Below are 25,336 nucleotides of genomic sequence, written 5' to 3'. Positions count from 1 at the left end.
AAAAACTACCGAATAGACTGATAGTATATTGTTAGCCAATTTGGCTTAGCCCCGGAATTGCGTCTGAAGACAGGACAGGCAGCAACGGGGACCGTATAGAATGCAAGGCATACAGGGACTGCCAATTGAGCCGGATCAGCCGGTCGAGCTGGAGGATCGCGCAGCGCCGCGTTTCACCTTGCTGATCCGCACGGCGAAGCTGGTGGTGGAAGACCGTCAGTATTTGTGCGTGGTGCGCGATATCTCGGCCAGCGGTGCGAGCATCCGAAGCTTTCACGAGCTGCCCGAAGGCAAGCGGATGGCAATCGAATTCCAGAACGGGGATATGCACCCGGTCGAACTGATCTGGCAAAAGCCGGGAGAGGCGGGATTCCAGTTCCTGGTGCCGATCGAAGTCGACACCATTGTTGCCGGCTATGGCGAGTTTCCCAAACGCGATCTGCGCTTCGACATCCAGTTGCCGGTAACTCTCAACACGAACGGCCGCCAGATTCAGGCCCAGCTGGTGAATTTGTCGCGGCAGGGCGGAAGCATCGAGACAACGGACAGTCTGATGATCGATCAGCCCATTCGGATGGAAGCACGCGGAGTGCCCGAGATCGAGGCGCGGGTCCGCTGGCGCAAGGATGGATGTTACGGGCTGGTGTTCGATACGACGTTCTCGCTGGCGAACCTCGCGATACTGATCCGCAACCTCCACGGGCGCGGCGAACGCTGCGAGCAATCACCCACAGACCGCCGCGCAGAGCACTCTGCTGCCATTCCGCCGAGCGCGATTTCGCACTCGCGCTAACTTTCTCTTAACCAATTTCCTTCACCTCCGGATCATACAAACACCGGGGGCAAGAATGAGCGCGAGCGCCAACAGGGAATTGAACGTAGACGTAGCCATCATCGGCGCAGGTCCCGCGGGCCTGACCGCCGGGTATCTGCTGACCAAGCAGGGCAAGACCGTCGCGATCATCGAAAAAGACGAAACCTATGTCGGCGGCATCAGCCGTACCGTGGAACATGAAGGTTATCGCTTCGACATTGGCGGCCACCGCTTCTTTTCGAAAAGCCAGCAAGTCGTGGACTTGTGGAACGAGATCCTGCCCGATGATTTCATCCAGCGTCCGCGGATGAGCCGCATCTATTATGAAGGCAAGTTCTACAGCTATCCGCTGCGTGCATTCGAGGCGCTGGGAAATCTTGGCCTGTTGCGATCCACTGCGTGCATGGTCAGCTATCTGCGTTACAAACTGTTTCCGCTGAAAGACGTGAAGAGCTTTGAAGACTGGACCACGAACCAGTTCGGCAAGAAGCTCTATTCCATCTTCTTCAAGACCTATACCGAGAAGGTATGGGGCATGCCCTGCGATGAAATGAGCGCCGATTGGGCAGCTCAGCGGATCAAGGGCCTCAGCCTGTGGAGCGCGGTCGTGGACGGCCTCAAGCGCTCGCTCGGGCTCAACAAGAAACCCAATGACGGACAAGCTGCCAAGACTCTGCTGGAGACGTTCCGCTATCCGCGACTTGGCCCCGGAATGATGTGGGACGCCGCGCGCGACAAGATCCTTGCCACGGGCAAGGGACACATCGTGATGGGCCACGGCCTGGAACAGCTCGCTGCCGATGGCGAAGGCGGCTGGCGGATGACCGGACGGGACAAGGACGGCAACAAGGTCGTGGTGAAGGCCGGCGATGCGATCAGTTCGGCACCGATGCGGCAGCTGGCCGCGCGCCTGCACCCGCTGCCGGATACGACACTCAACGCATCCAATCTGAAATACCGCGACTTCCTGACGGTGGCGCTGAAAATCAAATCGGAAGACCTGTTCCCCGACAACTGGATCTATATCCATGACGAAAAGGTCCAAGTGGGCCGGGTTCAGAACTTCCGCAGCTGGTCGCCGGAAATGGTGCCGGATGAAGATGTCGCTTGCGTCGGGCTGGAGTATTTCTGTTTCGAGAATGACGGATTGTGGTCTTCATCCGATGAGGATCTGATCGAACTGGCGAAGAAAGAGATGCAGATTCTGGGCCTGTGCGACCCGCAGGACGTGGTCGGCGGCGCGGTTGTCCGGCAGGAAAAAGCCTATCCCGTCTATGACGAGGATTATGCAGCGAATGTCGAGGCGATGCGCTGCGAACTGGAAGATAAATATCCCACGCTGCACCTTGTTGGCCGCAACGGTATGCACCGTTACAACAACCAGGACCACGCGATGATGACCGCGATGCTCACGACCGAGAACATTCTCGCCGGCGAGCGTGTCTATGACACGTGGTGCGTCAACGAAGACGCTGAATACCACGAAGCCGGTAACGAAGGCGCCGAAAAAGCCATCCCGGCGCGCGAAACGGTTTCGGCTGATCAGGCAGCGGCACTTAATTCGCTGCGCGATGTCCCCGAACGCATCAAACCCGATGCTGACGGCGACCATGCAGGCCGCAAGGTCGCTTGAGGAATGCGGCATGAGCCTGCCTGTGCAAACCTTGACCGGCGCCAGGCGAATGCGCGCCGCCTTGGATAAGCTGCGCGATATCCGGTTGCTGCGCTACCTGTTGGCGAGCGTCGGGGCATTGGCGGTCGATGTCGGCTTGTTCCTTGTCCTGCTGTCTGCGGGTATGCTGGCGGCCATTGCCTCTGCTGCCGGTTACAGCGCGGGCATCCTTGCGCATTGGCTTCTATCCAGCCGCACTGTGTTTACGGACACCGTGGCCGAGCGCGGCCGCGAACGGACAAAGCAGAAGGCACTGTTCGTAATTTCCGCCTTTGCCGGGCTGGCGGTAACCACCGCGATAGTCGGCGCGGCCGATTACATGGCCTTCGACCCGCGTCCGGCCAAGCTGGTCGCGATTGCCTTGAGCTTTAGCGTCACATGGCTGCTGCGAAGCCGCGTAGTTTTCAGGCCTGCCGGGTAACCCAGATGGACATGGCGGGAGGAGACAGGCGGGATCGCCAGCACGAACGGCCCAACCGGCGTATCATGCTGGTTTGGGCGGCGTTGTCTGCGATCTTCATTGCCATCGGTCTGCCGCGGTTGTTGCAGGGTCAATTCCCCGATCCGGACGATGCGCTGCGATTGGTCCAGGTGCGTGACTTGATCGCCGGGCAGGGCTGGTTCGATATACACCAGTACCGGATCGATCCCCCGACAGGCACACAAATGCATTGGTCGCGGCTGGTCGACATCCCGCTGGCCTTGCTGATTTTCGTGCTCAGCCCGGTTTTGGGCCAATCGGGCGCGGAAACGGCAGCGCTGGTCATGGTCCCGCTGCTCACTTTGGGTGCAGTTCTGTTCTTGATCGGACGGCTCGCTTGGCGATTGTTCGATACGCAAGTCGCCGGCTTCGCGTGTCTCTGCATTGGCTTGCTCGCACCGCTTGTTTTTCAGCTTCAGCCCATGCGGGTCGACCACCATGGGTGGCAAATCGTCGCGGTTGCGGCCGCGCTGTGGGCGATGGCGCACCGATCGGCATTGCAGGGCGGTGCGATCGCCGGGCTCGCAATGGCTGCCGGGCTGACGATTTCGATCGAAATCCTGCCGATGGTCGCCCTATTCGGGGCAGTGCTGTTTATCCGCTGGTTCCGCGACCGGGCTGCCCGCTGGTGGCTTGTCGGATATATGCAGGCGCTGGCGCTTGGCCTTTCGGTCATCTTTTTCCTGACGCGCGGCACAGCCGACTTGGCTCAGTACTGCGACGCTGTTTCTCCCGCCCATCTGGGTTTCTTTATCATCACCGCCATCGGTACGGGCGCAATCGCGGCTGCACCTGCAATGCCGCGACCGGCGCTGGTCGCCGTTTTTGGTCTGACCGGGGCCGCGGGCCTTTCTTTCTTCGGGCTGGCCTCGCCGAAATGCCTGATAACGCCGTTCGCATCGCTTGATCCGCTGGTCCACGATTACTGGTATGTGCACATTCTGGAAGGGCGACCCTTTTGGGAACAGGACCTGAGCGAGGCCGTCCCAACGCTCCTGCAATTGCTGGTGGCGTTTTCGGCTACTCTCATTCTCTGGCAGAAGTCGCACGATTGGCTCCGTTCCTGGTGGGGCGAATACGCCTTCCTGATCGCGGGCAGCATCGTGATGTCGCTGCTGGTCTGGCGTTCTGCGGCGTTTGCTTGCGTCATCGCGGCGATCCCGCTTGGCTGGCTGGCCACCAGGCTATTCCGCATCCTCAGAATCGAAGATCGCTTGCTGGCAAAAGTCGGTGCGGTTGCGGCGACGATCCTGTTGTTGCTTCCGGCAACTCCGGTCAGGGTGTGGGATGCGGTAAGCGCACTGGACGAAGATAGCGCCGGGACACCGGCGGGCATCGTTCGCAGCAGCGATTGCCAGTTGCAGCAATCTGCCAGGCAGCTGAAGCGGCTGGAAAATGGTACGATCTTTGCCCCGCTCGACATAGGCCCCGTTATCCTCCTGGACACCGATCACGCTGTGATCGCGACCAGCCATCACCGTGCAGAAATGGCCATGCGCGATGTGATCCTGGCATTTACCAGCGATCCGGTGACAGCACAGAGGATCATCGGCAAACGCGGAGCCGCCTATGTGGCGCTGTGCAGCGATCTGGCGGAGCCGAATCTGTATGCTCAGGCAAATCCCGGCGGATTGGCTGCGCAGCTAATCAGCGGTGAAAACCCTGAATGGCTGGAACCGGTTGAACTGGACACTCCAGACAGCTTCAGGGTCTGGCGCGTGCGCAACTAGGCGCAGGTTTGCGGCGGCTATGCCGCGATGAAATCCATCGCTGCGCCGTTCATGCAATAGCGTTTTCCGGTCGGCTTGGGTCCGTCATTGAACACATGACCCAGATGACCTCCGCAATCCGCGCACAGCACTTCTGTTCGCGGATAACCCAGCTTGTAATCGGTATCTGTCGCGATTGCGCCAGCGATCGGCTTCCAGAAACTGGGCCATCCTGTGCGGCTGTCATATTTGGTCGCAGAAGAATAAAGGCGGTTATTGCAACCTGCGCAGATGAAGGTCCCCTTGCGCTTTTCCTTGTCCAGCGGTGAGCTATAGGGGCGCTCAGTCCCGGCCTCGCGAAGGATGTAATATTCCTGCTTGGTCAATCTCTTGCGCCACTGCGCATCGCTTAGCTTGACCGGAAAATTACGCGCTTCTGCTGGCGCGCTGCCGCAAGCAGCCAATACCGGCAAGGCGGCGCCTGCTGATAGCCAGCCGATGAAGGAACGGCGGGTTGAAACTGCGTGTTCGGGCATGATCAATCCTTTCTGCTCACACCTATATACGGCGCGGGGAGCAGAAAGGTTTCACACGGATCATGCCCGAAAGCGCGGGACTGACCAGTATACCGGAACTGGTCAGAATTCGGTGATCTCGACTTCCAGTTTGCGGAAGCCGTGAACGAAATTCGCCCGGACCCGCTCGACGTCGCCTGCGACATGCACACGCATCCGCCGCTTGTGCATTTCTTCAAGCAGGATACGCAGCTGCAATTCGGCAAGCCGCGCACCGACACAGCGGTGAATGCCGTAGCCAAAGCTCAGATGCCTGCGGGCATTTTCGCGCGTTATGTCGAGCTTTTCGGCATTTTCGAACAGCTCTTCATCGCGGTTGGCCGAAAGATACCACAGGATCAGCTTGTCGCCTTTCTTGATCTGTTCTCCGAACAGTTCGGTATCTTCCGATGCCGTGCGCCGCATATGCGCAAGCGGGGTCTGGTAACGAATGCATTCCTGCACTGCGTTGGGGATCAAATCCGGGTTTTCCTCGAACAGTTTGCGCTGGTCGGGGAATTTGTCGAATGCATGAATGATGCCCGACATGGTGTTGCGGGTGGTGTCGTTTCCGCCCACGATCAGCAGGACCAGATTGCCCATGAATTCGCGCGGGTCCATCTGGTTCATCGCAGGCGAATGGATCATCATTGAGATAAGATCGGGGCCGGGTTCTTCCTGTGCACGCTTCATCCAAAGCTGCTGGAAATACGTTGCCATTTCCTGGAGGACTTCCTCGCGGTCATTGGTCAAATCCTTGACCAGCGCGATCTCGGTGTCGCCTGCCCAGTCGCTCCAGAAAGTCAGCAGATGGCGGTCTTCCCACGGGAAACCGAACAGGATGGCAAGCATGCCGGTCGTCAGTTCGATGGAAACCGTCTCGACCCAATCGAACACTTCACCCTTGGGCAAGGAATCGAGGAGTTCGCCTGTGCGCTTGCGAATCTCGTCATCCATCCGCTTCATTTCTGCGGGAGTGAACGCCGGTGCCACGGTGCGGCGCTGGCCGGTATGTTTGGGCCGGTCCATCGCGATGAACATCGGCAGCTCGCGGCCTTCCTCCGCATCCATATCGCGCTCGAGAATGGTAATCCCGCCATGCTCCCAGCTGGAGGAAAACAGCTCGGGCAGGGCCTCGATATGCTGGATCGCCTTGTGCGAGACGACATTCCAGTACGGGCCGAACGGGCTTTCGGACACATAGTGAAGCGGGCCCTTTGCGCGCATTTCCGCGAAGATCGGCTGCCACCGGTCTTCATAATAAATGTCGCTGCGGCTTACATCGTACTTCTCGGGATGCTTCGGAAGATCTTCCGGATGTGCATCGAGATGTTTCACCAGCGTTTCATACGCTGAAGGCGATGTACGGAACTGGGGCTTCTCTGGTGCCTGCGTGGCCATTGGCATTCTCTCCTCTCCCGCGCTCTTTCCAAGCGTCGGATTACCGGCCCATCCTGAACTTACTTACCCTAATGTCAATAGTGGGTTGCGATTTGCGACTTATCCTTGCGGCGCATTGAAAGGAAACTGCGGCGCTTCGCCGATTTTGCCCCTCGCGGCCCGGACTTCATTACGCGGCGGCGGAACAGGCTGGCCCCGGCTTTCACGAAAACCGCCACGCACAGGATCTGCCAGCCAATCGCCAGCGCATGCTGCCACAGCGAATCGACCTGAGCGGCCCGCGCCAGCATGGCGAAGGGAGAACTGAACGGGAAAATCGTCGCGGCGATTTCCATTGTCGAGCCCGGTGCCGCCATGGCGTAGCTTGCGAAAAAGAAAACCAGCAATTGCAGCATCGTCACCGGCATGGACAGGGTTTGAACCTCGCGCACCGTAGCCGCCATCGATCCGATCGAGAGGAACAGCGAACCGAGGATCAGATATCCCATCGCGAAATAGATCACGCCCAATGTGAAGAACATCGGCCAGCCAACGGCGGGGGCGGCAAAGGTCGCCGATTCGTATCCGGCACCGAAATAGATCAGGCTGCCGACCGATCCCCACACGGCAATGCCGACAAAGGATACGCCCAGCATCGCGAAAAGTTTGCCCAGGAAAACCGCGTCCATCGGAATTGCGGCGGCAAGAACTTCGATGATCTTGTTGCCTTTCTCCTCAACCAGGTTGGACAGCACCATGCCGCCCAGGATCATGGTAAGCAGGAACAGCAGCATCTGCCCGGCCTGTGCGGTGCGGACCCGGTCGCGTTTTACATCGGCACCGCTGGTTGCGACCTCGACACTGGCGATCTCTGGGAAATTGCTGGGCGAGGAGCCGAGGCTGGTCGCCGCAACAAGGGCTACCGGGCCGCGCCAGCGATCGATCTGGTTTCCGGTCGCGGTGATGACGGGTTCCTGACGTGATCCGCTGATAATCGCGGCAAATGGCGCGCGTTGTTCCTGCAGGATCGCCATCGGGTCCTCGCCCGCCAGATCTGCATCCAGTACCACCATACTTGGCACGAAATTGCCCACGTCCTTGCGCAGCGCGGCGGCGGTTTCGACCATTGCGGCGCTGTCGGTCTCGCTCATGGAAACGGCCACTTCGACCGAAGCCGTCTGTTTCTGAACCGAGCTGCCGATCCCGCCAGCCAGCCCGCCGACGATAATCGGAAACAGCGGGCCAAGCAGGAAGAACAGGAACGCGCGGCTGAACAGAATGGCGAGGAAATCGCGCCTGGCGATCACGTAGGCGGCCTGCAGCGTGGTGAGCCGGGCGGTTTCGTGGGTGTGCTGGCTCATCGTGCGGCCTCCGCTGCGTTGTCGGCTTCCAGAGCGCGGGCGGCAGCTTCACCTGCGATATGCACGAACGCATCGTGCAGGCCTGCGCGTTCGATCGACAGGGAAAGAATTCCAGCTTCGCCTTCGATCAATGCGCGAAGCAAAGTCTCGATACCGCTTTCGGGGAGCGAGAAATACCAGAAGTCCCCCTCTCGGCGCGCGTCTTCGGGTAAAGCGCTGCGCCAGCGGCCGTCGCGTTCGCGGGTTTCCAGCCGGACCTGCGCCGGGATGCGGTCGCGCGCAGCCTCGACCGAACCGGCATAGGGCACCTTGCCCCCGGCGATGATCGCAACACCTTCGCACAATCGCTCTGCATGGTGGATCACATGGGTGGAGAATATTACGGTAGTTCCGTTTTCAGCCAGTTCGCGGATCATCCGTTCCAGCTTGCCCTGATTGATCGCATCGAGGCCGGAAAACGGTTCGTCGAGCACGACCAGCTTCGGCCGGTGGACCAGCGTGCCGAGCAATTGCACCGTCTGCGCCATGCCTTTGGACAGCTGCCGGATTTGCCGGTCTGCAGCATGGGCGAGGCCGTGATTTTCCAGCAATTCGCGGCCACGTGCCTTGCCTTCTTCCAAGGGCATTCCTCGCAACGCGCCCATGAAACCGATCGCTTCATAAGCCTTCATTGACGGATAGAGGCCGCGCTCTTCGGGCAGGTAGCCGATCAGCTTGGCAATCTCGTGCGGTTCGTCATGTCCGAAAACGCGGCGCAGGCCTTCATCCGGATCAATAATGCCGAGAAGCATCCTGAGTGTAGTGGTTTTGCCTGCACCATTCGGCCCGAGAATGCCGTAAATTGCACCTTCGGGTACGGAAATGTCGACGCCGTCGACGGCGGTGGTGCCTTCGAACCGCTTGACCAGGCCGCGGGCCTCAATTGCGAGCGGGCGAGAGTCTCCTGCCGGCGCTTCGCTATTGCTGTCGCCTTCGTTGGAGACCGTCACACTGTTGTCCTTATCGAGCGTATCGCTTAGCGGCATATCCATACATGCCGGATAACCGCAGCATGTGAACGGGAGTAACCCCAACCATGGTTAAAAGCGCGGTAATCCTTCAGCTTAAGCAAGACTTGATAGCAGAGGCGCGCCGTCTGGGCTTTGTATCGGTTGGCATCGCTCCGGCGCAAGACAATCCCGAACAGGCAGCCCGTCTCAAACAATGGCTGGATGCCGGGTATCACGGCACAATGGAATGGATGGCGGACCGCGCGGATGTGCGTCAGGGGCCGCAAAGCATGTGGGATGCGGCGCGCAGCGTTATCGCGCTGGGCATGAGTTATGCCCCGCAGCTGGACCCGCTAGCTCTGGAATCGTCCCATGATCGCGCACGAATTTCGGTTTATGCGCAAGGCCGCGATTATCACATCACCGTCAAGAAAGCGCTGAAGGCGCTGGCCCGCTGGCTGGTAGCAGAGGCGCGCAGGGTCGGCCTGGAAGAACCACAGCTGAAAGTTTTCGTCGACACCGCGCCGGTTATGGAAAAACCGCTGGGCGAAGCTGCCGGCATCGGCTGGCAGGGGAAGCACAGCAACATGGTCAGCCGCGAACATGGCAGCTGGCTGTTTCTCGGCGCTATCTACACCACCGTGCCGTTCCCGGCAGACGAGGTGCATGAGGACCGGTGCGGATCATGCAATGCATGCCAGGCGGCCTGCCCGACCGATGCCTTTCCAAAACCCTATGTGGTCGATGCCCGGCGCTGCATTTCCTATCTCACGATCGAGCACAAGGGGCCGATCCCGGATGAGTTCCGCAAGGCGATTGGCAACCGCATCTATGGCTGCGACGATTGCCTGGCGGTTTGCCCATGGAACAAGTTTGCGGACACTGCCGCGCGGCATAAATCCTTTGTCCCGAGAGAAGAACTGGCGGAGCCGCGCCTGGCGGATTTGTTGCAGCTGGATGATGCGGCCTTCAGGGCGCTGTTCTCCGGATCGCCGATCAAGCGGATTGGACGCGACCGGTTTGTCCGCAATTGCCTGATCGCGGCAGGTAACAGCGGCAATTCGGAGCTCGGCGGGATTGTGGCAGAATTGAAATCCGATCCCGACCCGGCTGTGGCCGAAGCAGCGCGGTGGGCCGAAAGCGAGCTTAAAGCAGTTCCTTGAGCGGAACCTCGATATTGGCAAGAACGTCCGGATCGGGGCTGATGCGGGCATCGACCAGTTTACGGCCCTGCGCGTAATCCTTCACATTGTTCACGCAGTCGAGCGCGATGATCCGCCCTTCCTTGAGGTAGACCACGGAAAACTTCCGATTGGCAGGGTCGCCGCGCAGCACGGTCTGATCATGGCCCAGCGACAGGCCGGCGGTCTGCAATTTCAGATCATACTGGTTGGACCAGAACCACGGGAAAGCGTGATAGGGCTGTTTGTCGCCCATGATCGCCTTAGCCGCAGTGGTCGCCATATCGTTGGCATTCTGCACCGATTCCACCCGGATAACCGCCCCATCGGCATAGGGATTGGCATGCGCGGCGCAGTCGCCAATGGCATAAATATCGTCGAGCGTGGTCCGGCAATATTCGTCGACGTCGACCCCGTTCGCACCTGCGGCACCTGCCATCATCAGCGGCCCGACCGATGGAACGATGCCGATACCAACGACTACCAGATCAGCAGGGATGACTTCTCCATCCGCCAGTTTCACGCCGGAAACCTTGCCGTCTTCGCCGATCAGGCTGTCGACCATAGCCTCAAGCCGTAAATCCACGCCATGGGCCCGGTGTTCCTGCTCGTAAAATGCCGACAGTTCTTCACCGGCGACGCGGGCAAGGACGCGCGGCAGTGCCTCCAGCAGCACGACTTCGCGGTCCAGCTTGCGCAGCACGGCCGCCGCCTCAAGGCCGATATAGCCGCCGCCGATCACGACCGCACGGCGTGCGCCAGCATCAAGTTCGGCGATCATCCGGTCGACATCGGCCCGGTGGCGGATGGTGTGGATCCCCTCCAGATTGCCGCCATTGCAATCGAGCCGGCGCGCATCGCCCCCGGTTGCCCAGATCAGCTTGCGATAAGAAATCTTGGTGTCGTCAGACAGCGTCACCGTTTTGCCCAGCGCGTCGATCTCGATCACGCCATTGCCAAGTCGCAGGTCTATGTCCTTATCGGCCCAGAAGTGCGGAGGGCGTATGTACAATCTCTCAAACGGTTTTTCGCCGGCGAGATATTCCTTGGACAGCGGCGGCCGTTCGTAAGGAGGCTCTTTTTCCCGGCCGACCATGATGATCGTTCCGTCATGTCCGTTCTGCCGCAAGGCAATTGCTGCCTGCGCCCCTGCGTGGCCGGTGCCTACAATCAATACGTCTGCGTGATCCATGCCCGCTGACTTGGCGGAAAACCGGCCGCGGTCAAGACCGCTTCGCTGAAACGGCCTTATACGCGGCTGGTTTTGCCTGCGTTTATCTTCCCAGCAGGTTGCGCGCCTGGCTGGCAATCTGGGCGAGCATGGCCGGTGCCACGGCCGCCTGCGATTGCGCGCGGCCAATCATCGCCCGGAATTGGCGGATGGCGGCCTGATGTTCGGCGGCCCAGCTTTCTACTGCCGCCAGCGGATCATCCTTTGCCCCTTTGCGCCGCGACAGTCGACGCAGGAAGTCGAGCCGCATCTGCTGGAAATCGCGGGCAAGCCCGGCGACCAGAAGGCGTTCCCAGACATCGGACGGGTTCATCAACGCAGCAGTTCCCTGGGCCCAGTCGAGGCCAAGCCTTTCGCCCAATTCACTGAACGCTTCTGTCAGCGTGCGCGGTTCCATCTCTGCATTGCGCGCTAGTGAGGCTAGACCGATCGCGCCGTCCATATCGAACAGGTGGGCGACCTCGGCTGCCAGCTTTTCAGGCGCGCCGGCATCGGTGAACTGGGCCCTCAGCTTGGCCGATTGTTGCTGCGATTCCACAGCCAGCAAGCCCGACGTGTCCGACAGCTGCACGACGCGCTCGTTCAGCCGCTCGATCATCTCAGATGGCGGGCTGATGCTCGCGCCGGCCCGCAACAGATCGGCCATCTGGCTGCGCATTACCGCTGCCACATTGTCGAACAGCATCAGGCGCGCCTTTTCAGGCATCGGTGTGGTTTCCAGTTTTTCCCAAAGCTCGCCAATACCGAACAGGTTTTCTGCCGCGACGAAAGATGCTGTCACATCCGCCAGGCCGACGCCCTCTTCTTCGGCCAGTTCGAACGGGTGTACGATGCCGAGCCGGTTGATCACCAGATTGGCCAGTTTCGTCGCCACGATTTCGCGCCGCAACTGATGCCCTTCGATCTGCGTCTTGAACTTCTTGCGCATCGGCGCGGGGAAGTAATTGAGCAGCAATCCGTGGACGCTGGAATCGTCAGGCAGCGACGTTGCTTCGATCGCATCCTGTAGAACCAGCTTGGTGGAGGAAAGCAGCACCGCAAGTTCCGGACGGGTCAGTCCGATGCCGTCTGCAGCGCGGCGGCTGAGCGTTTCATTGTCCGCCAGCCCTTCTGTCTTGCGGTCCAGAGCGCCGCGATCTTCCAGCGATTCCATCAGGCGAAGCTGCGATCCGGCGGCCTTTGCGCCGCCGCGTTCCGCAATAGACAGCGCGAGAGCTTGAAGACGATTGTCCTCAAGCACCAGATCGGAAACTTCGTCGGTCATTTCAGCCAGCAGCGTGTTGCGCTTTTTCTCGGTCAGCTTTCCGGCCCGCGTGGCTGCGGCGAGCGCGATCTTGATGTTGACCTCGTTATCGCTGCAATCGACCCCTGCCGAATTGTCGATGAAGTCGGTGTTAAGCCGTCCGCCTGCCATCGCGAACTCAATCCGGCCCGCTTGTGTCACGCCTAGGTTTGCACCTTCGCCGATAACCTTGGCGCGCACCTGCCCGCCATCGATCCGCAACGCGTCATTCGCCGGATCGCCCACCTGAATGTTATTTTCAGCCGAGCCTTTGATGTAGGTGCCGATACCGCCGAACCAGATCAGGTCGACGGGCGCAGCCATGATCGCCGCGATCAGCGTATCAGGCTCGATCTCCTTGGCGTCGATATCGAGCGCCTTGCGAGCGGCGGCTGAAAGCTTGATCGTTTTCGAAGCGCGGGAATAGACGCCGCCGCCCTTTGAAATCAGGCTTGCGTCGTAATCTTCCCAACTTGAACGCGGCAAATCGAACAATCGTTTGCGTTCTTTCCAACTGGCCGCCGCATCAGGGTCGGGATCAATGAAGATGTGCCGATGATCGAAAGCGGCAACGATCCTGATCGACTTCGACAGCAGCATACCATTGCCGAACACATCGCCCGACATATCGCCGCAGCCAACCACCGTGACCGGGTCTTCCTGAACGTCGACACCCATTTCGAGGAAGTGACGCTGCACGGAAACCCATGCGCCCTTGGCGGTGATGCCCATCGCCTTATGGTCGTACCCATTGGACCCGCCGCTGGCGAAAGCATCGTCGAGCCAGAAATCGCGCGATGTGGCGATTGCATTGGCCACATCGGAAAAGCGCGCAGTGCCCTTGTCAGCTGCGACCACGAAATACGGGTCTTCGCCATCAAGCGGCAGAACCCGGTCGGGATGAACAACCTTGTCGTCCACGATGTTGTCGGTGATCGACAGCAGAGTGCGAATGAACACCTCGTAGCTTGCCTGCCCCTCGGCTGCCCAACCTTCGCGGTCGAGCGCCGGTGACGGCAATTGCTTGGGGTAAAAGCCGCCTTTCGCACCGGTTGGCACGATGACCGCGTTTTTCACCCGCTGGGCTTTCATCAGGCCGAGGATTTCCGTGCGGAAATCGTCACGCCTGTCGGACCAGCGAAGGCCGCCGCGGGCGACCGGGCCGGAACGCAGGTGGATACCTTCGACGCGCCGCGAATAGACGAAAATTTCGCGCCATGGCACCGGCTTGGGGAGGTTGGGGACTAGGTCGGACTGGATCTTGAACGCCAGTGCCTCCGCCGCTGCCGGGGCAAATGCGTTGGTGCGCAGGATCGCCTTGATCAGTGCATGATACAGGCGCAGCAGCCGGTCATCGTTGATCGCCGCCACTTTGGACAGTCCTTGCCGGATTGCGTTTTCAGCGTCAGCGATGGCAGCGGTGCGGTCTTCCGCAAAATCGGGATCATGCGCCGCGGTGAAGCGGGCGATCAGCGCGCGGGTGACTGCGGGCGCGCCGCGCAATGCGTCGACCACGGTGTAGATGGTGAAACCCATCCCGGCCTGCCGCAGATACCTATAGAATGCGCGCAGCCAGTCCGCCTCGTTCGACGACAGCGCAGTTCCGACCACCAGGCGGTTGAACGGATCGTCTTCGGCGGTTTCGTTGAGAACTTCCGCGATCGCCTGCTCGATTGTTTCGGCGCGCTCCACGATCGGGGCTGCCGCGACACCTTCGGGCAGGGCGAGGACGAAGTCATGGATCGTCCCGGTCGTGCCGCCGGCCAGCGGTGTGGGGAATTCGGAAAGAACCTCGAACCCGAAATTCTCGAGCGCAGGGACGGCATCGGACAGCGGCAGCGAACCTTGATGTTCGTACACTTTCAGGCGCAGGCAATTTTCAGGGTCACCATCCAGATGATACAGCCGCGCATCGCGCTGGATGGCGGAAGCGGCACCGCTTTCCTGCTGCAGATTGTGGCGCATGCGCAAGATGTCGCGCGCCGCCTCTGCCGGGCCGTAGGCAACCCGGTATGGAATGGGGAACAGGTCTGCGAAACGCGACGCCATCGCCGCTGCTCGGCCAGCTTCCTCGAATTGCGCCAGCTCGTGCTCGACCGCCTCGGGCCAGCCGCGCAGCATGTTCTGCATCTGCTGTTCCAGCGCGGCTTCGTCATATTCGCACCCGCCTGTGCGGATATCGAGCACGAAGCGCAGCATGGCCAGATTGCCGCCTTCGACTTCCAGGCTCCAGTCGAGCAGCTTGCCATCGCAGCCGTCTTCCAGAAGGTCGCGGATCTGTTCGCGCACCTGCGTGGAAAGCAGGTCGCGCGGCAGCCACACAAATGCGAACAGATGCCGCGCAAGCGGAGCCTCGACAATCGCGAGCCTGGGCCGGGGCCGATCGACAAGCCCCATCATCGCAGTGCTGACGCGGGCAATATCCTCGTCTGCAAACCCGATCAGGATGTCGTGCGGCAATGCCGTTAGCGCGTGGACGAGCGCCTTGCCGGCGTGGCCCGACGGATCGAAATCGAACCGTTCCATCAGCGATGTCAGCTGAGTGCGCAGGCTGGGAATTGCGCTGGGCGGGGTAGCCAGCGCCGCGCTGGTCCAGACACCGCAATGGACCGAAAGCGCAGTAACCTTGCCGCCTTCGATGACTGGAATCAGGAACAGATCCAGCGGAACCCTGCGATGGACATTGGCCAGCCGGTTCGCCTTGATGATCAGCGGCACGCGGCCTTGCTGGTTCTTCGGATCGTCGAACCAGTCGAAAGCGCGGTCCCAGGAATTTTCCGCGAGGATCAAATCGGCGCTCTTGCGGCATATGCCCAGCTTGCCATTCTGCTTGCCATCACGCGTGCGGGTCAGGTGGCCCAGCTGTGTCAGCATCCCGTCTTCCAGCCAGTTCAGCAGCGCGGCGCCTTCGGTTTTGCCGATCCGCGCCGCATCTTCGCGCATCGCCGCGCGCATATTGGCCCAGTCGCTGACTGCGGCGCGAACGTCGCCCAGCGTTTCGCGAAGGACTTTTTCCAGCTCGCGGCGCTGTTTGGCATCGATGCGTGCAGTTTCGATGTAAATCATCGATTCGCGCATCACGCCGTCATTGTTGGTGGCGGATATGGAGGTAAGAACGCCCGTTTCGTCACGGTTGGCTGACATCACCGGATGAACCAGTCGGTCGATCGCAAGTCCTTGGGCTGCGATGGTTGCGGCAACCGAATCGACCAGGAAAGGCATGTCGTCGTTGACGATCGCAATTCGCATGAAGCGCCGCTCTCCGCTGGCGGACGCCAGTGCAATCGCCGATCGTTTCGCGTCGCGCTGTCCTGCTGTTTCCAGCAGGAAGTCGGCGGCTTCGCGGATCTTGTCCGATTCGAACGGAGTGTCCCCGGGCAGGATAGAGCCCGCTATCTGTTTGGCCAGCGCCTTGCTTAGGCTGCTGCCGGCAGCGGCTTTCTGTTTGGAATTGCGAGGCGTCGCGGCGGTTTTCGAACCCATCCGTCATGCTCCGTGAGGCTCTCAGGCCTATTATATTGTTACTGCCCCGTGCAGTAATAGTGCGCAAATAGGCTGATCCTCTCCGCCCTGCAAGCGCATCCCTAGCGCGGCCCGCGGATTGTTGCGAGCCTTGCGCGGAGAAGCCGGTCAGCCGGACAGAACATCCATCGTCAGCTCCAGCGATCGCTGGCGATGTTCCGGCTCGAAAGTTGAACCGGCGACGATGATTTCATCGGCCGTGGTGCGTTCGATAAATCCGGCGATCTTGTCCCGAACCGTTGCTGCCGAACCGATCGCGCTGGCCTGTCCGATATGGGCGAGCATGGCCTGAGCCTGCGCGGGCAGCGAATCGCGGTAATCGCGAATGGGCGGCGGAAGCTTGCCGGGGCTGCCGGTGCGCAATCTGACGAATGCCTGAAGCTGGGAGGAGGCGAAATATTCCGCCTCCGCATCGTCATCCGCTGCGAGCACGGTCATCGCGGCCATCACGTGCGGTTTTTCCAGCGCTTCGGAGGGCTGGAAATCGCGGCGGTAGATTTCGATTGCGGCATCAAGATGATCCGGCGCGAAATGCGATGCAAAGGCGTATGGAAGGCCAAGTTTCGCCGCCAGCCGGGCGCCAAACAGGCTAGATCCCAGCATCCACATCTCGATGTTTGCACCAAAGCCCGGCGTTGCCTTTACCGGCAAATCGATATCGCCGGTGAAGAGCGCGCGCAATTCGACTACATCTTGCGGGAAATACTCGGACGCCGCGTGCAAATCCTTGCGCAGTGCGCGCTGCAATTCAGGCCCTGCTCCGGGCGCCCTTCCCAGGCCAAGGTCGATCCGGCCAGGATACAATGCCTCAAGCGTGCCGAACTGTTCGGCAATCTGGAACGGCGTGTGATTGGGCAGCATGATGCCGCCTGAACCGATCCGAATTGTGGACGTAGCCGCGCCGATATGCGCCAGCACGACTGATGCCGCAGCTCCTCCGATGCCCTCCATCGCGTGATGTTCCGCCACCCAGAAACGCTTGTACCCCGCATCTTCTGCAGTGCGCGCGAGCGCAGCCGATGCGGCGTAGGCTTCTGACAGGCTGCCGCCTTCGCGAACGGGAACCAGATCGAGTACGGAAAAGGGAATCATTACTGTGTCAATTGCTCCAGATAACCTTTGGCAGTCTGGGCCTGCGTGGTTCCGGGCGCAAGGGTAACCACCGATTGCCAACTGCGCCGGGCAGCATCGTCATTCCCTGACAGAACGGCAATGACGCCTGCCTCCAGACCGATATCGGGGTTCGAGGGGTCGAGCAGGCTTGCTTGCTCGATAAAGGATTGGGCGGCGACCAAATCGTCATCCCGCCGGGCAAGTGTGGCGGAAAGCAGCCATGCCCGCGAACTGCCGGGTGCCAGTTGGCGGGCCTTTGCCAAGGAAGCCGCTGCCGCCTCGCTCTGACCCGTTGCGACCAGCGCGCGGGCACGGTCGAGCTCTATTTCAGCGATGAGCGGGCCAAAATCGGCTGCTGCCGCATCGTTTACCGCTTGCTCCAGCACCGTTAGCGCTTCGATATTGTTGCCCGCACTCAGCAGAGCATTCGCGGCAATCGCGCCCAGCCGCGCGCTGTAGGCCGGGTCTTTCCCCGCTGCGAGATCGCGTGCGGCAATGAAATTGCCGGCAGCATCGGTCCACCGGCCCAGAATGGCCTGCGCATAACCAATGCAATGCAATTCGTACGCGCGGTCGAGACCCCTGGCCTTGCCCAGCCGGGACGATGCCTCGGTTGTGGCTGCGACGCTATCCAGCTCTGCCCGTGCCAGGCATTGCTGCAACCGGTCGGGAGTTTTGGTTTCGACCGATAATTCGGTATTCTGCCGCCTGCGCAGTTCCTGCAGTTCCGGCGGAATTGCGGGTATGGCACCAGCAGACGGGTTCGGGCCGGCCTGCATCAGCAGGGCAAGCATTGCGGGAAGCATGGTTCTCTCCGATCAGATCAGTTCAGAAGTCGGCGCAGATGATCGAGCAGCAATTTGATATCCTGATCGCGCGACAAGCGGTGATCGCCGTCCTTTATCAGGGTAACCTGTACATCATCCGAACGCAGCGCCTGCGCCAGACGCATGCTGATATCCCACGGCACGTCCTGATCGCGCTGTCCGTGCAGCAGCCTGACGGGACAATCGATGGCAATTTCGCTGCTTAGCATCCTGTTGTCTTGCCCGTCGGCCCAGAACCCGGCGAACATCGGTGTCGGATCGGGGCCATAGGGGTTTTCATCATAAACGGTTTCGCCATTTTGCAGCCGATCCTTGTCCGCATCCGACCGGCCCCATTCGGTGAAGTCGGGGGCAGAAGCGATGCCGACCATCCCGCAAAGTTTGCCATCAAGAGCGAGGCCGATCATCAACATCAGCCATCCGCCCATGGACGATCCCACCAGTACGACCCGTTCAATCCCGCGTGCAGCGATCAGGTCGAGCACTTCATCGCGCCATTTGCTGAGTGTGCCGCCCGCAAATTCGCCGCCACTTTTGCCGCAGCCGGAATAGTCGAGCAGAAGGCAGCCAGCGCCCTGTTCGTGTGCCCAATCGAAAACGGCGGTCGCCTTGCCCCCGTCCATGTCGGACATGTAACCGGGAAGGAAAACAAAGGTAGGCGATCCGGCTGCCGCCTCGCCGTGGCGATAGGCAATCCGGAGCCCGTTTTTCAGCTCATGGAATTTCGGCGTGTTCATGATGGGGGTCATTCCCGATCATCGGGCCGGGTGCAAGCGCCGAAACCATGAGGCGGCCAAACGCGCCGATCCGCGGACCGGGGCCAGATTGCGGGCAGTGTGGGCCAAAAATGCGCGGGCCGAGTATGCGCGGGTCTAGTACAGGCTCGGAAGCTGCAGCGGCTCGTCGCATTTGCCCTGCTGATCGTCACCGAAGCAGCCGGCCAGCAAGCATGTCAGCAAGAGGATCGCGTATCGCATTCTGTTCCCTCTCATATCAGTCCCGCTCGAAAATCGCTTCGATAGCCATATCAAAAACCTCGGCAATCTTGAAGGCCAAAGGTAGTGAAGGATCGTATTTACCCGTTTCGATCGCGTTTACGCTCTGTCGGGAAACATTCAGCTTGTCGGCCAGATCCTGTTGGCTCCAGCTGCGTTCAGCCCGCAGTACCTTCAGGCGGTTTTTCATACCGCGCCCCAGCTGCCGAACTTGACCCGGTTCATAACCGCACCGATCGCAAGCCCGATGAACCACGCCACCGGCCACCAATAAGCATCCGCGTGCGGCACGACATCGGCCGCTTCGAGAAAGCCCCAGACCGACGCAATGCTTAGCGAAAATCCGGATGCGATAAGCGATTGCCGGATAATCAGCATGCGCACGAATTCATCCTGCTCCTCGATAATCAATCGGCCTACGGCCCAGAAGATACCGATCACAGCCAGCCCCGGGGGAACGGCCAGAACGGTCCGCAATGCCTCGCTCGGTTCACGCTGATCGATGAAGAACACCATCAGCCCGAACGATGCGAGATACAGCGCGGTGCAGATCATTACCCGTTTGGTATAACGCAGCTGCGCCTGACCCTTGCCGCACATTATGCTGCCCCCCTGATCGATCCGCCTGCTGGCCGAGCGGAACAGAGGGACCATCAGGCCTGCGGGGGCTATCATCAGGATGAAATTTAGCGGTGCGTCGATTGCATCGGTGATCGAAAGGCCCGCGATGACAGCGTAGGACAGCATGATCATGCTGCCCCAGAAAAACGGACTCCTGCCCTTCGGCCTTTGCGCCATTTGGTCGTTCACTTGCACGCGCCACCGGTCTTGGCCTGACCTTTGCTGTTCAGCACCCAAGGCAGGAATACCAGCAGTGCTAGCGGCGAAAATTCGGCAAACTGGCCCGGCAGGATGTCGTTTACCGCCAGCAGCGCGACGCCGAGCATTGCGGACGCGAGGATGAGAGCTTTTTGTACCTGTGTCATGTCAATGTTCCCTTTCATTGTGTAAAGGGTGTTTTACATACGAGTCGTGTAATGTCAACCATCCTTTACAAAAAGGGTGGTGTGCTTGTCTTTGGTGCATTGGCTATGCGCGCCATTGAACTGTCACTGGAAAGGCGTAGAAACCGGAATATGAGCAATCCTGAAGCCCCCTTTTCGCCGTCCCTCTCGCGCCGTTCGCTATTTGGTTTTGCGGCACTAGCCGGCGGCCTCGCAGCCGCGCCTTTGGCCGCCCAGTCGCGCGGCGGATTCACCCACGGCGTCGCGAGCGGGGAGCCTGGGCCGGACCGTATCCTACTATGGACGCGCTATCGGGCAACGCAGGACACGGCGCTGCGCTATGAACTTTCAAGCGACGGGAATTTCGCAAACATCGTTGCCGGCGGAGAAACGACCGCATCCGCAGATCGCGACTGGTGTGCCAAAGCCAAGGTCGAAGGGCTGGCCCCCGGCCAATGGTATTATTTTCGTTTTATCGCTCCCGATGGGGAAGCATCGTGCATCGGGCGGACCCGGACCTTGCCGGTCGGCCCGACAGCGAGTTTCCGACTGGCAGTAGTCGGCTGTTCGAATATCGGCTTCGGCTGGTTCAATGCCTATGCCCATCTTGCAGAGTCTGACGATACCGACCTTGTGCTGCACACTGGCGATTATCTTTATGAATACGGCCTCGGTACGTACCCGTCGAAAGAGCAGCTTTTGCCGGGCCGGACATTGATGCCGGCGACGGAAATCGTTGCGCTGGCCGATTACCGCGCCCGCTACGCTACCTACCGCGCGGACCCCGATTTGCAGCGGGTGCACCAGTTGTTCCCGATGATCCACGTGCCCGACGATCACGAAAGCGCCAATGACAGCTACCGCGACGGGGCGGAGAATCACCAGCCCGAGACAGAGGGTTCGTGGGAAGACCGCAAGCGCGCCGCCGTCAGGGCGATGCGCGACTGGATGCCGGTATCCGATGAACCGTGGGCGGCGTACGAGATTGGTGACCTGGCGACCTTATTCCGGCTTGAAACCCGGTTGCAGGCGCGCAGCAAACCATTCGACCTTGGCGATATCGTGGCGCGCGGCGGCACCGATCCTTCGCGCATCTTCGCGGCCCTGAAAAGCTTTGAAGCCGGCGAATGGCGCGATCCTTCACGCACTCTGATGGGCGATATTCAGGAAGAATGGCTGGCCAACGGGCTTAAATCCTCTCGCACCAGCGGTAAGACCTGGCAGGTTCTGCTGCAACAGGTCGTGATGACCAGCCTGCAGACATCGGCCGATATTGCGCAGGGCATGACCGATGCGGTGCCGGATTATATTCGCAAGCGTATCCTGGCCGGTGTCCTCACCAGTCAGGCCGGGCTGCCGTTCAACATGGATGCATGGGATGGCTATCCGGCCGCGCGCGAACGCCTGCTGAAATCCGCGCAGGAGGCGGACGCAAACCTGATCGTCCTGGCGGGCGACAGCCACAATGGCTGGGCTTCTGAACTGACCAATCTGGGGGCGAAGGCGGGCGTGGAATTTGCCGGTCATTCGGTAACATCCCCGGGTGCAGAGGGGTATCTGCCGTGGATCAAGCCGTCCGATTTCGCCGCGCAGGCGGTGCGTACGAACGCGCAGCTTAAATGGGCCGACACCGGGCAGCGCGGCTATATGTCGGTCACGCTCACCCCGGACAGAGCGACATCGGAATACCGCTTCCTCAACACGGTACGGTCGCGGTCTACGGCTCTGGCGTCCACGACGAGCCTGTCGACACTGGCGGGAAGCCACGCTCTGACCATCGGCTGATTCGTGGGCGGTTGAATTGCCATTAGTTGATTTGAAAGCCTTGCGGGCCTATCTCGCTGGCATGAGCAATCGGCTTGAAACGACCACCACCACTACCACCCGGATTGTCGGGGGGCGGTTGGCTGCGCGTTAGGCAAGTCACCGCCGCCCGGTTTCGGGCGGTCCGGTGTTACCTCCCGAAATCGCGAATTTGATCAACACCGGCACTTTCGGTGCGTGCACAGTTCTGCCATGGCCGCGGATACGGTTACGCCAAACGGATACGGATAAATTCGATGAGTGAAATGTTCAAAATCAGCCTTCCCGATGGATCGGTGCGCGAAATGCCCGAAGGCTCGACCCCTGCTGACGTCGCTGCGGCGATCGGGCCGGGTCTTGCAAAGGCTGCTCTGGCGGCACGCATTGATGGCGAACTGCGCGATCTGGGCCGCCCGTTTGACGGCGACGCCGAACTGGCGCTGGTGACGTCGCGGGACGAGGAAGATGCGCTGGAACTGGCGCGCCACGACTTCGCCCATATTCTGGCAGAGGCGGTGCAGGCATTATGGCCGGGCACGCAGATTACCTTTGGCCCCGCGACAGATGACGGCTTTTATTATGACGTCATGGCACCTGAGGGCCGTGACCCATTCGGCATGGACGACCTCCCCGCGATCGAGGAAAAGATGCGCGAGATCATCAAGGCCGACAAGCCGCTGCGCCGTGAAGCGTGGAGCCGGCAGGATCTGATCGACAAATGGAACGCCGACGGTGAGACGTTCAAGGCCGAATGGGCCGCCGAACTGCCCGAGGGCGAGGAACTGACGGTCTATTGGTCGGGCGAAGACTGGATGGATATGTGCCGCGGCCCGCATTTGCCCAGCACGGGAAAACTTGATCCGCAGGCTTTCAAGCTGATGCGGGTCGCCGGTGCCTATTGGCGCGGCGACCAGAAGAATGCGCAGCTGACACGGATTTACGGCACGGGCTGGCTGAACAAGAAACAGCTGAACCAGCATCTGATGCGGCTGGAAGAAGCAGCCAAGCGCGACCACCGCAAGCTGGGCCGCGAGATGGATTTGTTCCACCTGCAGGAAGAGGCGCATGGCAGCGTGTTCTGGCATCCGCAGGGCTACAAGATCTGGCGCGAGCTGGAAGGCTATATGCGGCGCAAGATGGATGGCGGCGGATACCGCGAAATCAAGACGCCGCAGGTCATGGACGCTCGCCAGTGGGAACAGTCCGGTCACTGGGGCAAATACCGCGAAAACATGTTCGTGATTCCCGACGAAGTGCCGAATACGGAAGATGAAGGCCCGGTGATCAGCGGCAAGGCCGACTGGATGGCGCTGAAACCGATGAATTGCCCGGCGCACGTGCTGGTGTTCAAGCAGGGGATCACGTCCTACCGCGACCTGCCGGTCCGGCTGGGCGAAATGGGCTGCTGCCACCGCAATGAACCGCATGGCGCGCTGCACGGGCTGATGCGCGTGCGCCAGTTCACGCAGGACGACGCCCATATCTTCTGCACCGAAGATCAGGTGGTGGAAGAAACGCGCAAATTCTGCGAGCTCGCCGACAGCGTCTACAAGGACTTTGGCTTCAAATACGAAATCAAGCTGGCGCTGCGCCCTGAACAGCGTTTTGGCAGCGATGCCGATTGGGACAAGGCGGAAGAAGAACTGCGTCAGGCAGTGATCGATGCCGGCATGGCAACCGAGGAATATGGTTGGGAAGAACTGCCCGGCGAAGGCGCGTTTTATGCGCCCAAGCTGGAATGGCACCTGACCGACGCAATCGGCCGCACATGGCAGGTGGGCACGATCCAGTCAGACCGTGTGCTTCCCGAACGCCTCGATGCAACCTATATCGGCGAAGATGGCGGCAAGCACCGCCCGGTCATGCTGCACCGCGCGATCTTCGGTTCATACGAGCGGTTTATCGGCATTCTGATCGAACACTTTGCGGGCAAGGTGCCCGTATGGCTCGCGCCGACGCAGGCGGTGGTTGCGCCGATCGTGTCGGATATCGATGGCTATGCCAGTGAAGTGCTGCAGCAGCTCGAGGCCGCCGGCATCCGTGCGACTGCCGATCTCCGGAACGAGAAAATCAACTACAAGGTTCGCGAACATTCGCTGAAGAAGGTTCCGCACATCCTGGTGGTTGGCAAGCGCGAGGAAGAGGACCGCACGGTTGCCATCCGCACTTTGGGCGAGAAGGATCAGAACCTTCTGTCGCTGGAAGATGCGATTGCGATGCTGAAAGATCAGGCGACCGCGCCGGATCTTAAATAGGCCGGACTTTAAGCAGGCCAGATCAGAACGGCAGCGCGTTTCCGGCCAGAATCAGGGCCAGCGCGCAGCCGGTGACGATCACGCTGCGCAGCGGCGCGGTGATGTCCGTTTCCGGCTTGCGGATATAGGCGATAGCTTTGGCCATGCCGATATTATCGGCGTGCAAAGCTAACAATTTGTTAACCCGAGGGCGCGGGCATCTGCTGGCTGGCGCAGTGGAACCCACCGCCGCCTGCCAGCACCGCATCACCGGCCAGACCGATTGTCGCGCGATCCGGGAACAGCTGTGCAATTGCCTCTACCCCCTCCCGGTCATGGACAGACCCGAAAGTGGGCACGACCACCAGATGGCTGGTTATCGCGAAATTGGCATAGCTGGCGGGTTCGATATGGTCTGCCCGCGTGATCAGGCCGGGGGACGGGATGTCGGCAACTGCCACCCCGGCATCCTGCGCCCGTTGCCGCACATCGGCATAGATTGCCGCATTCGGGTCTTTTGATCCGGTTGCAACCGGCACGACGAGTGTGTTTGCCGCGACGAACCGCGCGAGATTGTCGACATGGCCGTCGGTATGATCGTTGATCAGGCCGTCGCCCAGCCACAAAACCCGATCAAAGCCGAGATCGGATTTCAACCTGTTCTCGATATCCGCGCGGGACAGCTGCGGGTTGCGGTTTGGGTTCAGCAGGCATTGTTCGGTCGTTACGACCAGACCAGTCCCGTCACCGTCGATCGCCCCGCCTTCGAGAATCCAGTCATGGGTTTCCACCGGCAAACCTGCGTCGCGCGCGATTTCCGTGCCGATCGTCTGGTCGCCCGGCATTTCGTATTTCCCGCCCCAGCCATTGAATCCGAAGCGCTTGGCCTGCCGGTCTGTCCCATTGGTCAAAACAAGCGGGCCGGTGTCACGCAGCCAGATATCGCCATAGGTGCGTCGTTCCAGCGTCACGGCGGCGCTGGTCAGTTCGCGCGCGCGGGCTTCGTTGGCTGCATCGCGCACCAACAGGCGTACCTGCTGGCCGCTTTCGGCAACGGCATTGGCAAAGGCGGCTATCTGTTCCTGCGCGCGGGCCAGATAGCCGGGCCATTCGTCGCCATCATGGGGAAAGCCGATCCACAGCCAATCCTGCGGTGCCCATTCGGGCGGCATGCGATAGGTCAT

Annotated in this window: 21 protein-coding genes; 7 read left to right on the top strand and 14 right to left on the bottom strand. The window is 60.5% G+C overall.

Going from position 1 to position 25,336, the window contains the following annotated elements; all coding sequences use genetic code 11:
* Window positions 1-100: 100 nt before the first annotated feature.
* From GRI43_RS10300 to GRI43_RS10285, 4 genes are read left to right on the top strand one after another with little or no spacing between them, the layout of a single operon-like run.
* A complete protein-coding gene (locus GRI43_RS10300; RefSeq protein WP_160731032.1) occupies window positions 101-793 on the top strand; it encodes a PilZ domain-containing protein in 693 nt (230 codons plus the stop codon).
* 55 nt (window positions 794-848) lie between these two features.
* Window positions 849-2,447, top strand: a complete 1,599-nt coding sequence (locus GRI43_RS10295; protein ID WP_160731031.1) for an NAD(P)/FAD-dependent oxidoreductase — start codon at window positions 849-851, stop codon at window positions 2,445-2,447.
* A 10-nt stretch (window positions 2,448-2,457) separates the two neighbouring features.
* Window positions 2,458-2,907, top strand: a complete 450-nt coding sequence (locus GRI43_RS10290) for a GtrA family protein (protein ID WP_235903726.1) — start codon at window positions 2,458-2,460, stop codon at window positions 2,905-2,907.
* Window positions 2,865-4,697 (top strand): hypothetical protein, encoded by a 1,833-nt coding sequence (locus GRI43_RS10285; RefSeq protein ID WP_235903725.1) that lies wholly within the window; start codon window positions 2,865-2,867, stop codon window positions 4,695-4,697. Before GRI43_RS10290 ends, GRI43_RS10285 begins: the two co-directional genes overlap by 43 nt.
* Before the next feature lie 17 nt (window positions 4,698-4,714).
* Here GRI43_RS10285 and msrB read toward each other — a convergent pair whose 3' ends face one another.
* The 4 genes from msrB to GRI43_RS10265 all read right to left on the bottom strand — a co-directional run bounded on the left by msrB (window position 4,715) and on the right by GRI43_RS10265 (window position 9,002).
* A complete protein-coding gene (gene msrB / locus GRI43_RS10280) occupies window positions 4,715-5,212 on the bottom strand; it encodes a peptide-methionine (R)-S-oxide reductase MsrB (protein ID WP_160731030.1) in 498 nt (165 codons plus the stop codon).
* A 102-nt stretch (window positions 5,213-5,314) separates the two neighbouring features.
* Window positions 5,315-6,631: a cytochrome P450 gene (locus tag GRI43_RS10275; protein ID WP_160731029.1), complete on the bottom strand. Its 1,317-nt coding sequence runs from the start codon at window positions 6,629-6,631 to the stop codon at window positions 5,315-5,317.
* 74 nt (window positions 6,632-6,705) lie between these two features.
* Complete coding sequence (locus GRI43_RS10270) at window positions 6,706-7,971, bottom strand: ABC transporter permease (RefSeq protein WP_160731028.1); 1,266 nt, start codon at window positions 7,969-7,971, stop codon at window positions 6,706-6,708.
* On the bottom strand, window positions 7,968-9,002 hold the full coding sequence (locus GRI43_RS10265; protein WP_420849998.1) for an ABC transporter ATP-binding protein: 1,035 nt from the start codon (window positions 9,000-9,002) through the stop codon (window positions 7,968-7,970). Before GRI43_RS10265 ends, GRI43_RS10270 begins: the two co-directional genes overlap by 4 nt.
* 44 nt (window positions 9,003-9,046) lie before the next feature.
* Here GRI43_RS10265 and queG point away from each other — a divergent pair, with 44 nt between their 5' ends.
* Window positions 9,047-10,123 (top strand): tRNA epoxyqueuosine(34) reductase QueG, encoded by a 1,077-nt coding sequence (gene queG / locus GRI43_RS10260; protein ID WP_160731027.1) that lies wholly within the window; start codon window positions 9,047-9,049, stop codon window positions 10,121-10,123.
* Here the strand turns inward: queG and GRI43_RS10255 are convergent.
* From GRI43_RS10255 to GRI43_RS10220, 8 genes are all read right to left on the bottom strand, one after another.
* The gene (locus GRI43_RS10255) at window positions 10,107-11,333 is read right to left on the bottom strand and encodes an NAD(P)/FAD-dependent oxidoreductase (protein WP_160731026.1); all 1,227 of its coding nucleotides are present in this window, start codon (window positions 11,331-11,333) and stop codon (window positions 10,107-10,109) included. The two genes, queG and GRI43_RS10255, sit on opposite strands and share 17 nt — an antisense overlap.
* Window positions 11,334-11,415: 82 nt before the next feature.
* Window positions 11,416-16,137 (bottom strand): NAD-glutamate dehydrogenase, encoded by a 4,722-nt coding sequence (locus GRI43_RS10250; protein WP_160731025.1) that lies wholly within the window; start codon window positions 16,135-16,137, stop codon window positions 11,416-11,418.
* A 147-nt stretch (window positions 16,138-16,284) separates the two neighbouring features.
* Window positions 16,285-17,268, bottom strand: a complete 984-nt coding sequence (locus GRI43_RS10245) for an LLM class flavin-dependent oxidoreductase (RefSeq protein ID WP_160731024.1) — start codon at window positions 17,266-17,268, stop codon at window positions 16,285-16,287.
* Window positions 17,268-18,095: a tetratricopeptide repeat protein gene (locus GRI43_RS10240; protein ID WP_160731023.1), complete on the bottom strand. Its 828-nt coding sequence runs from the start codon at window positions 18,093-18,095 to the stop codon at window positions 17,268-17,270. Before GRI43_RS10240 ends, GRI43_RS10245 begins: the two co-directional genes overlap by 1 nt.
* A 17-nt stretch (window positions 18,096-18,112) precedes the next feature.
* The gene (locus GRI43_RS10235; protein WP_160731022.1) at window positions 18,113-18,853 is read right to left on the bottom strand and encodes an alpha/beta fold hydrolase; all 741 of its coding nucleotides are present in this window, start codon (window positions 18,851-18,853) and stop codon (window positions 18,113-18,115) included.
* Window positions 18,854-19,109: 256 nt separating this feature from the next.
* The gene (locus tag GRI43_RS10230; protein WP_160731021.1) at window positions 19,110-19,301 is read right to left on the bottom strand and encodes a helix-turn-helix transcriptional regulator; all 192 of its coding nucleotides are present in this window, start codon (window positions 19,299-19,301) and stop codon (window positions 19,110-19,112) included.
* Window positions 19,298-19,921, bottom strand: a complete 624-nt coding sequence (locus GRI43_RS10225; protein WP_338090036.1) for a hypothetical protein — start codon at window positions 19,919-19,921, stop codon at window positions 19,298-19,300. Before GRI43_RS10225 ends, GRI43_RS10230 begins: the two co-directional genes overlap by 4 nt.
* On the bottom strand, window positions 19,918-20,097 hold the full coding sequence (locus GRI43_RS10220) for a hypothetical protein (protein ID WP_160731020.1): 180 nt from the start codon (window positions 20,095-20,097) through the stop codon (window positions 19,918-19,920). The genes GRI43_RS10225 and GRI43_RS10220 overlap by 4 nt, the downstream gene beginning before the upstream one ends.
* Window positions 20,098-20,247: 150 nt before the next feature.
* Here GRI43_RS10220 and GRI43_RS10215 point away from each other — a divergent pair, with 150 nt between their 5' ends.
* Together GRI43_RS10215 and thrS are read left to right on the top strand one after the other, a co-directional pair.
* Window positions 20,248-21,900: an alkaline phosphatase D family protein gene (locus GRI43_RS10215; RefSeq protein WP_160731019.1), complete on the top strand. Its 1,653-nt coding sequence runs from the start codon at window positions 20,248-20,250 to the stop codon at window positions 21,898-21,900.
* 275 nt (window positions 21,901-22,175) lie between these two features.
* Complete coding sequence (thrS, locus tag GRI43_RS10210; protein ID WP_160731018.1) at window positions 22,176-24,173, top strand: threonine--tRNA ligase; 1,998 nt, start codon at window positions 22,176-22,178, stop codon at window positions 24,171-24,173.
* A 22-nt stretch (window positions 24,174-24,195) separates the two neighbouring features.
* Here thrS and GRI43_RS14030 read toward each other — a convergent pair whose 3' ends face one another.
* Both GRI43_RS14030 and GRI43_RS10205 read right to left on the bottom strand, forming a co-directional pair.
* Window positions 24,196-24,318: a hypothetical protein gene (locus GRI43_RS14030; RefSeq protein ID WP_268893596.1), complete on the bottom strand. Its 123-nt coding sequence runs from the start codon at window positions 24,316-24,318 to the stop codon at window positions 24,196-24,198.
* A gap of 34 nt (window positions 24,319-24,352) precedes the next feature.
* A complete protein-coding gene (locus GRI43_RS10205; protein ID WP_160731017.1) occupies window positions 24,353-25,336 on the bottom strand; it encodes an agmatine deiminase family protein in 984 nt (327 codons plus the stop codon).

The organism is Pontixanthobacter luteolus, from assembly GCF_009828095.1.
Classification (GTDB): Bacteria; Pseudomonadota; Alphaproteobacteria; order Sphingomonadales; family Sphingomonadaceae; genus Pontixanthobacter; species Pontixanthobacter luteolus.
The sequence above is the reverse complement of the archived record's forward strand: the minus strand, read 5'-3'. Positions and strand labels throughout refer to the sequence as shown.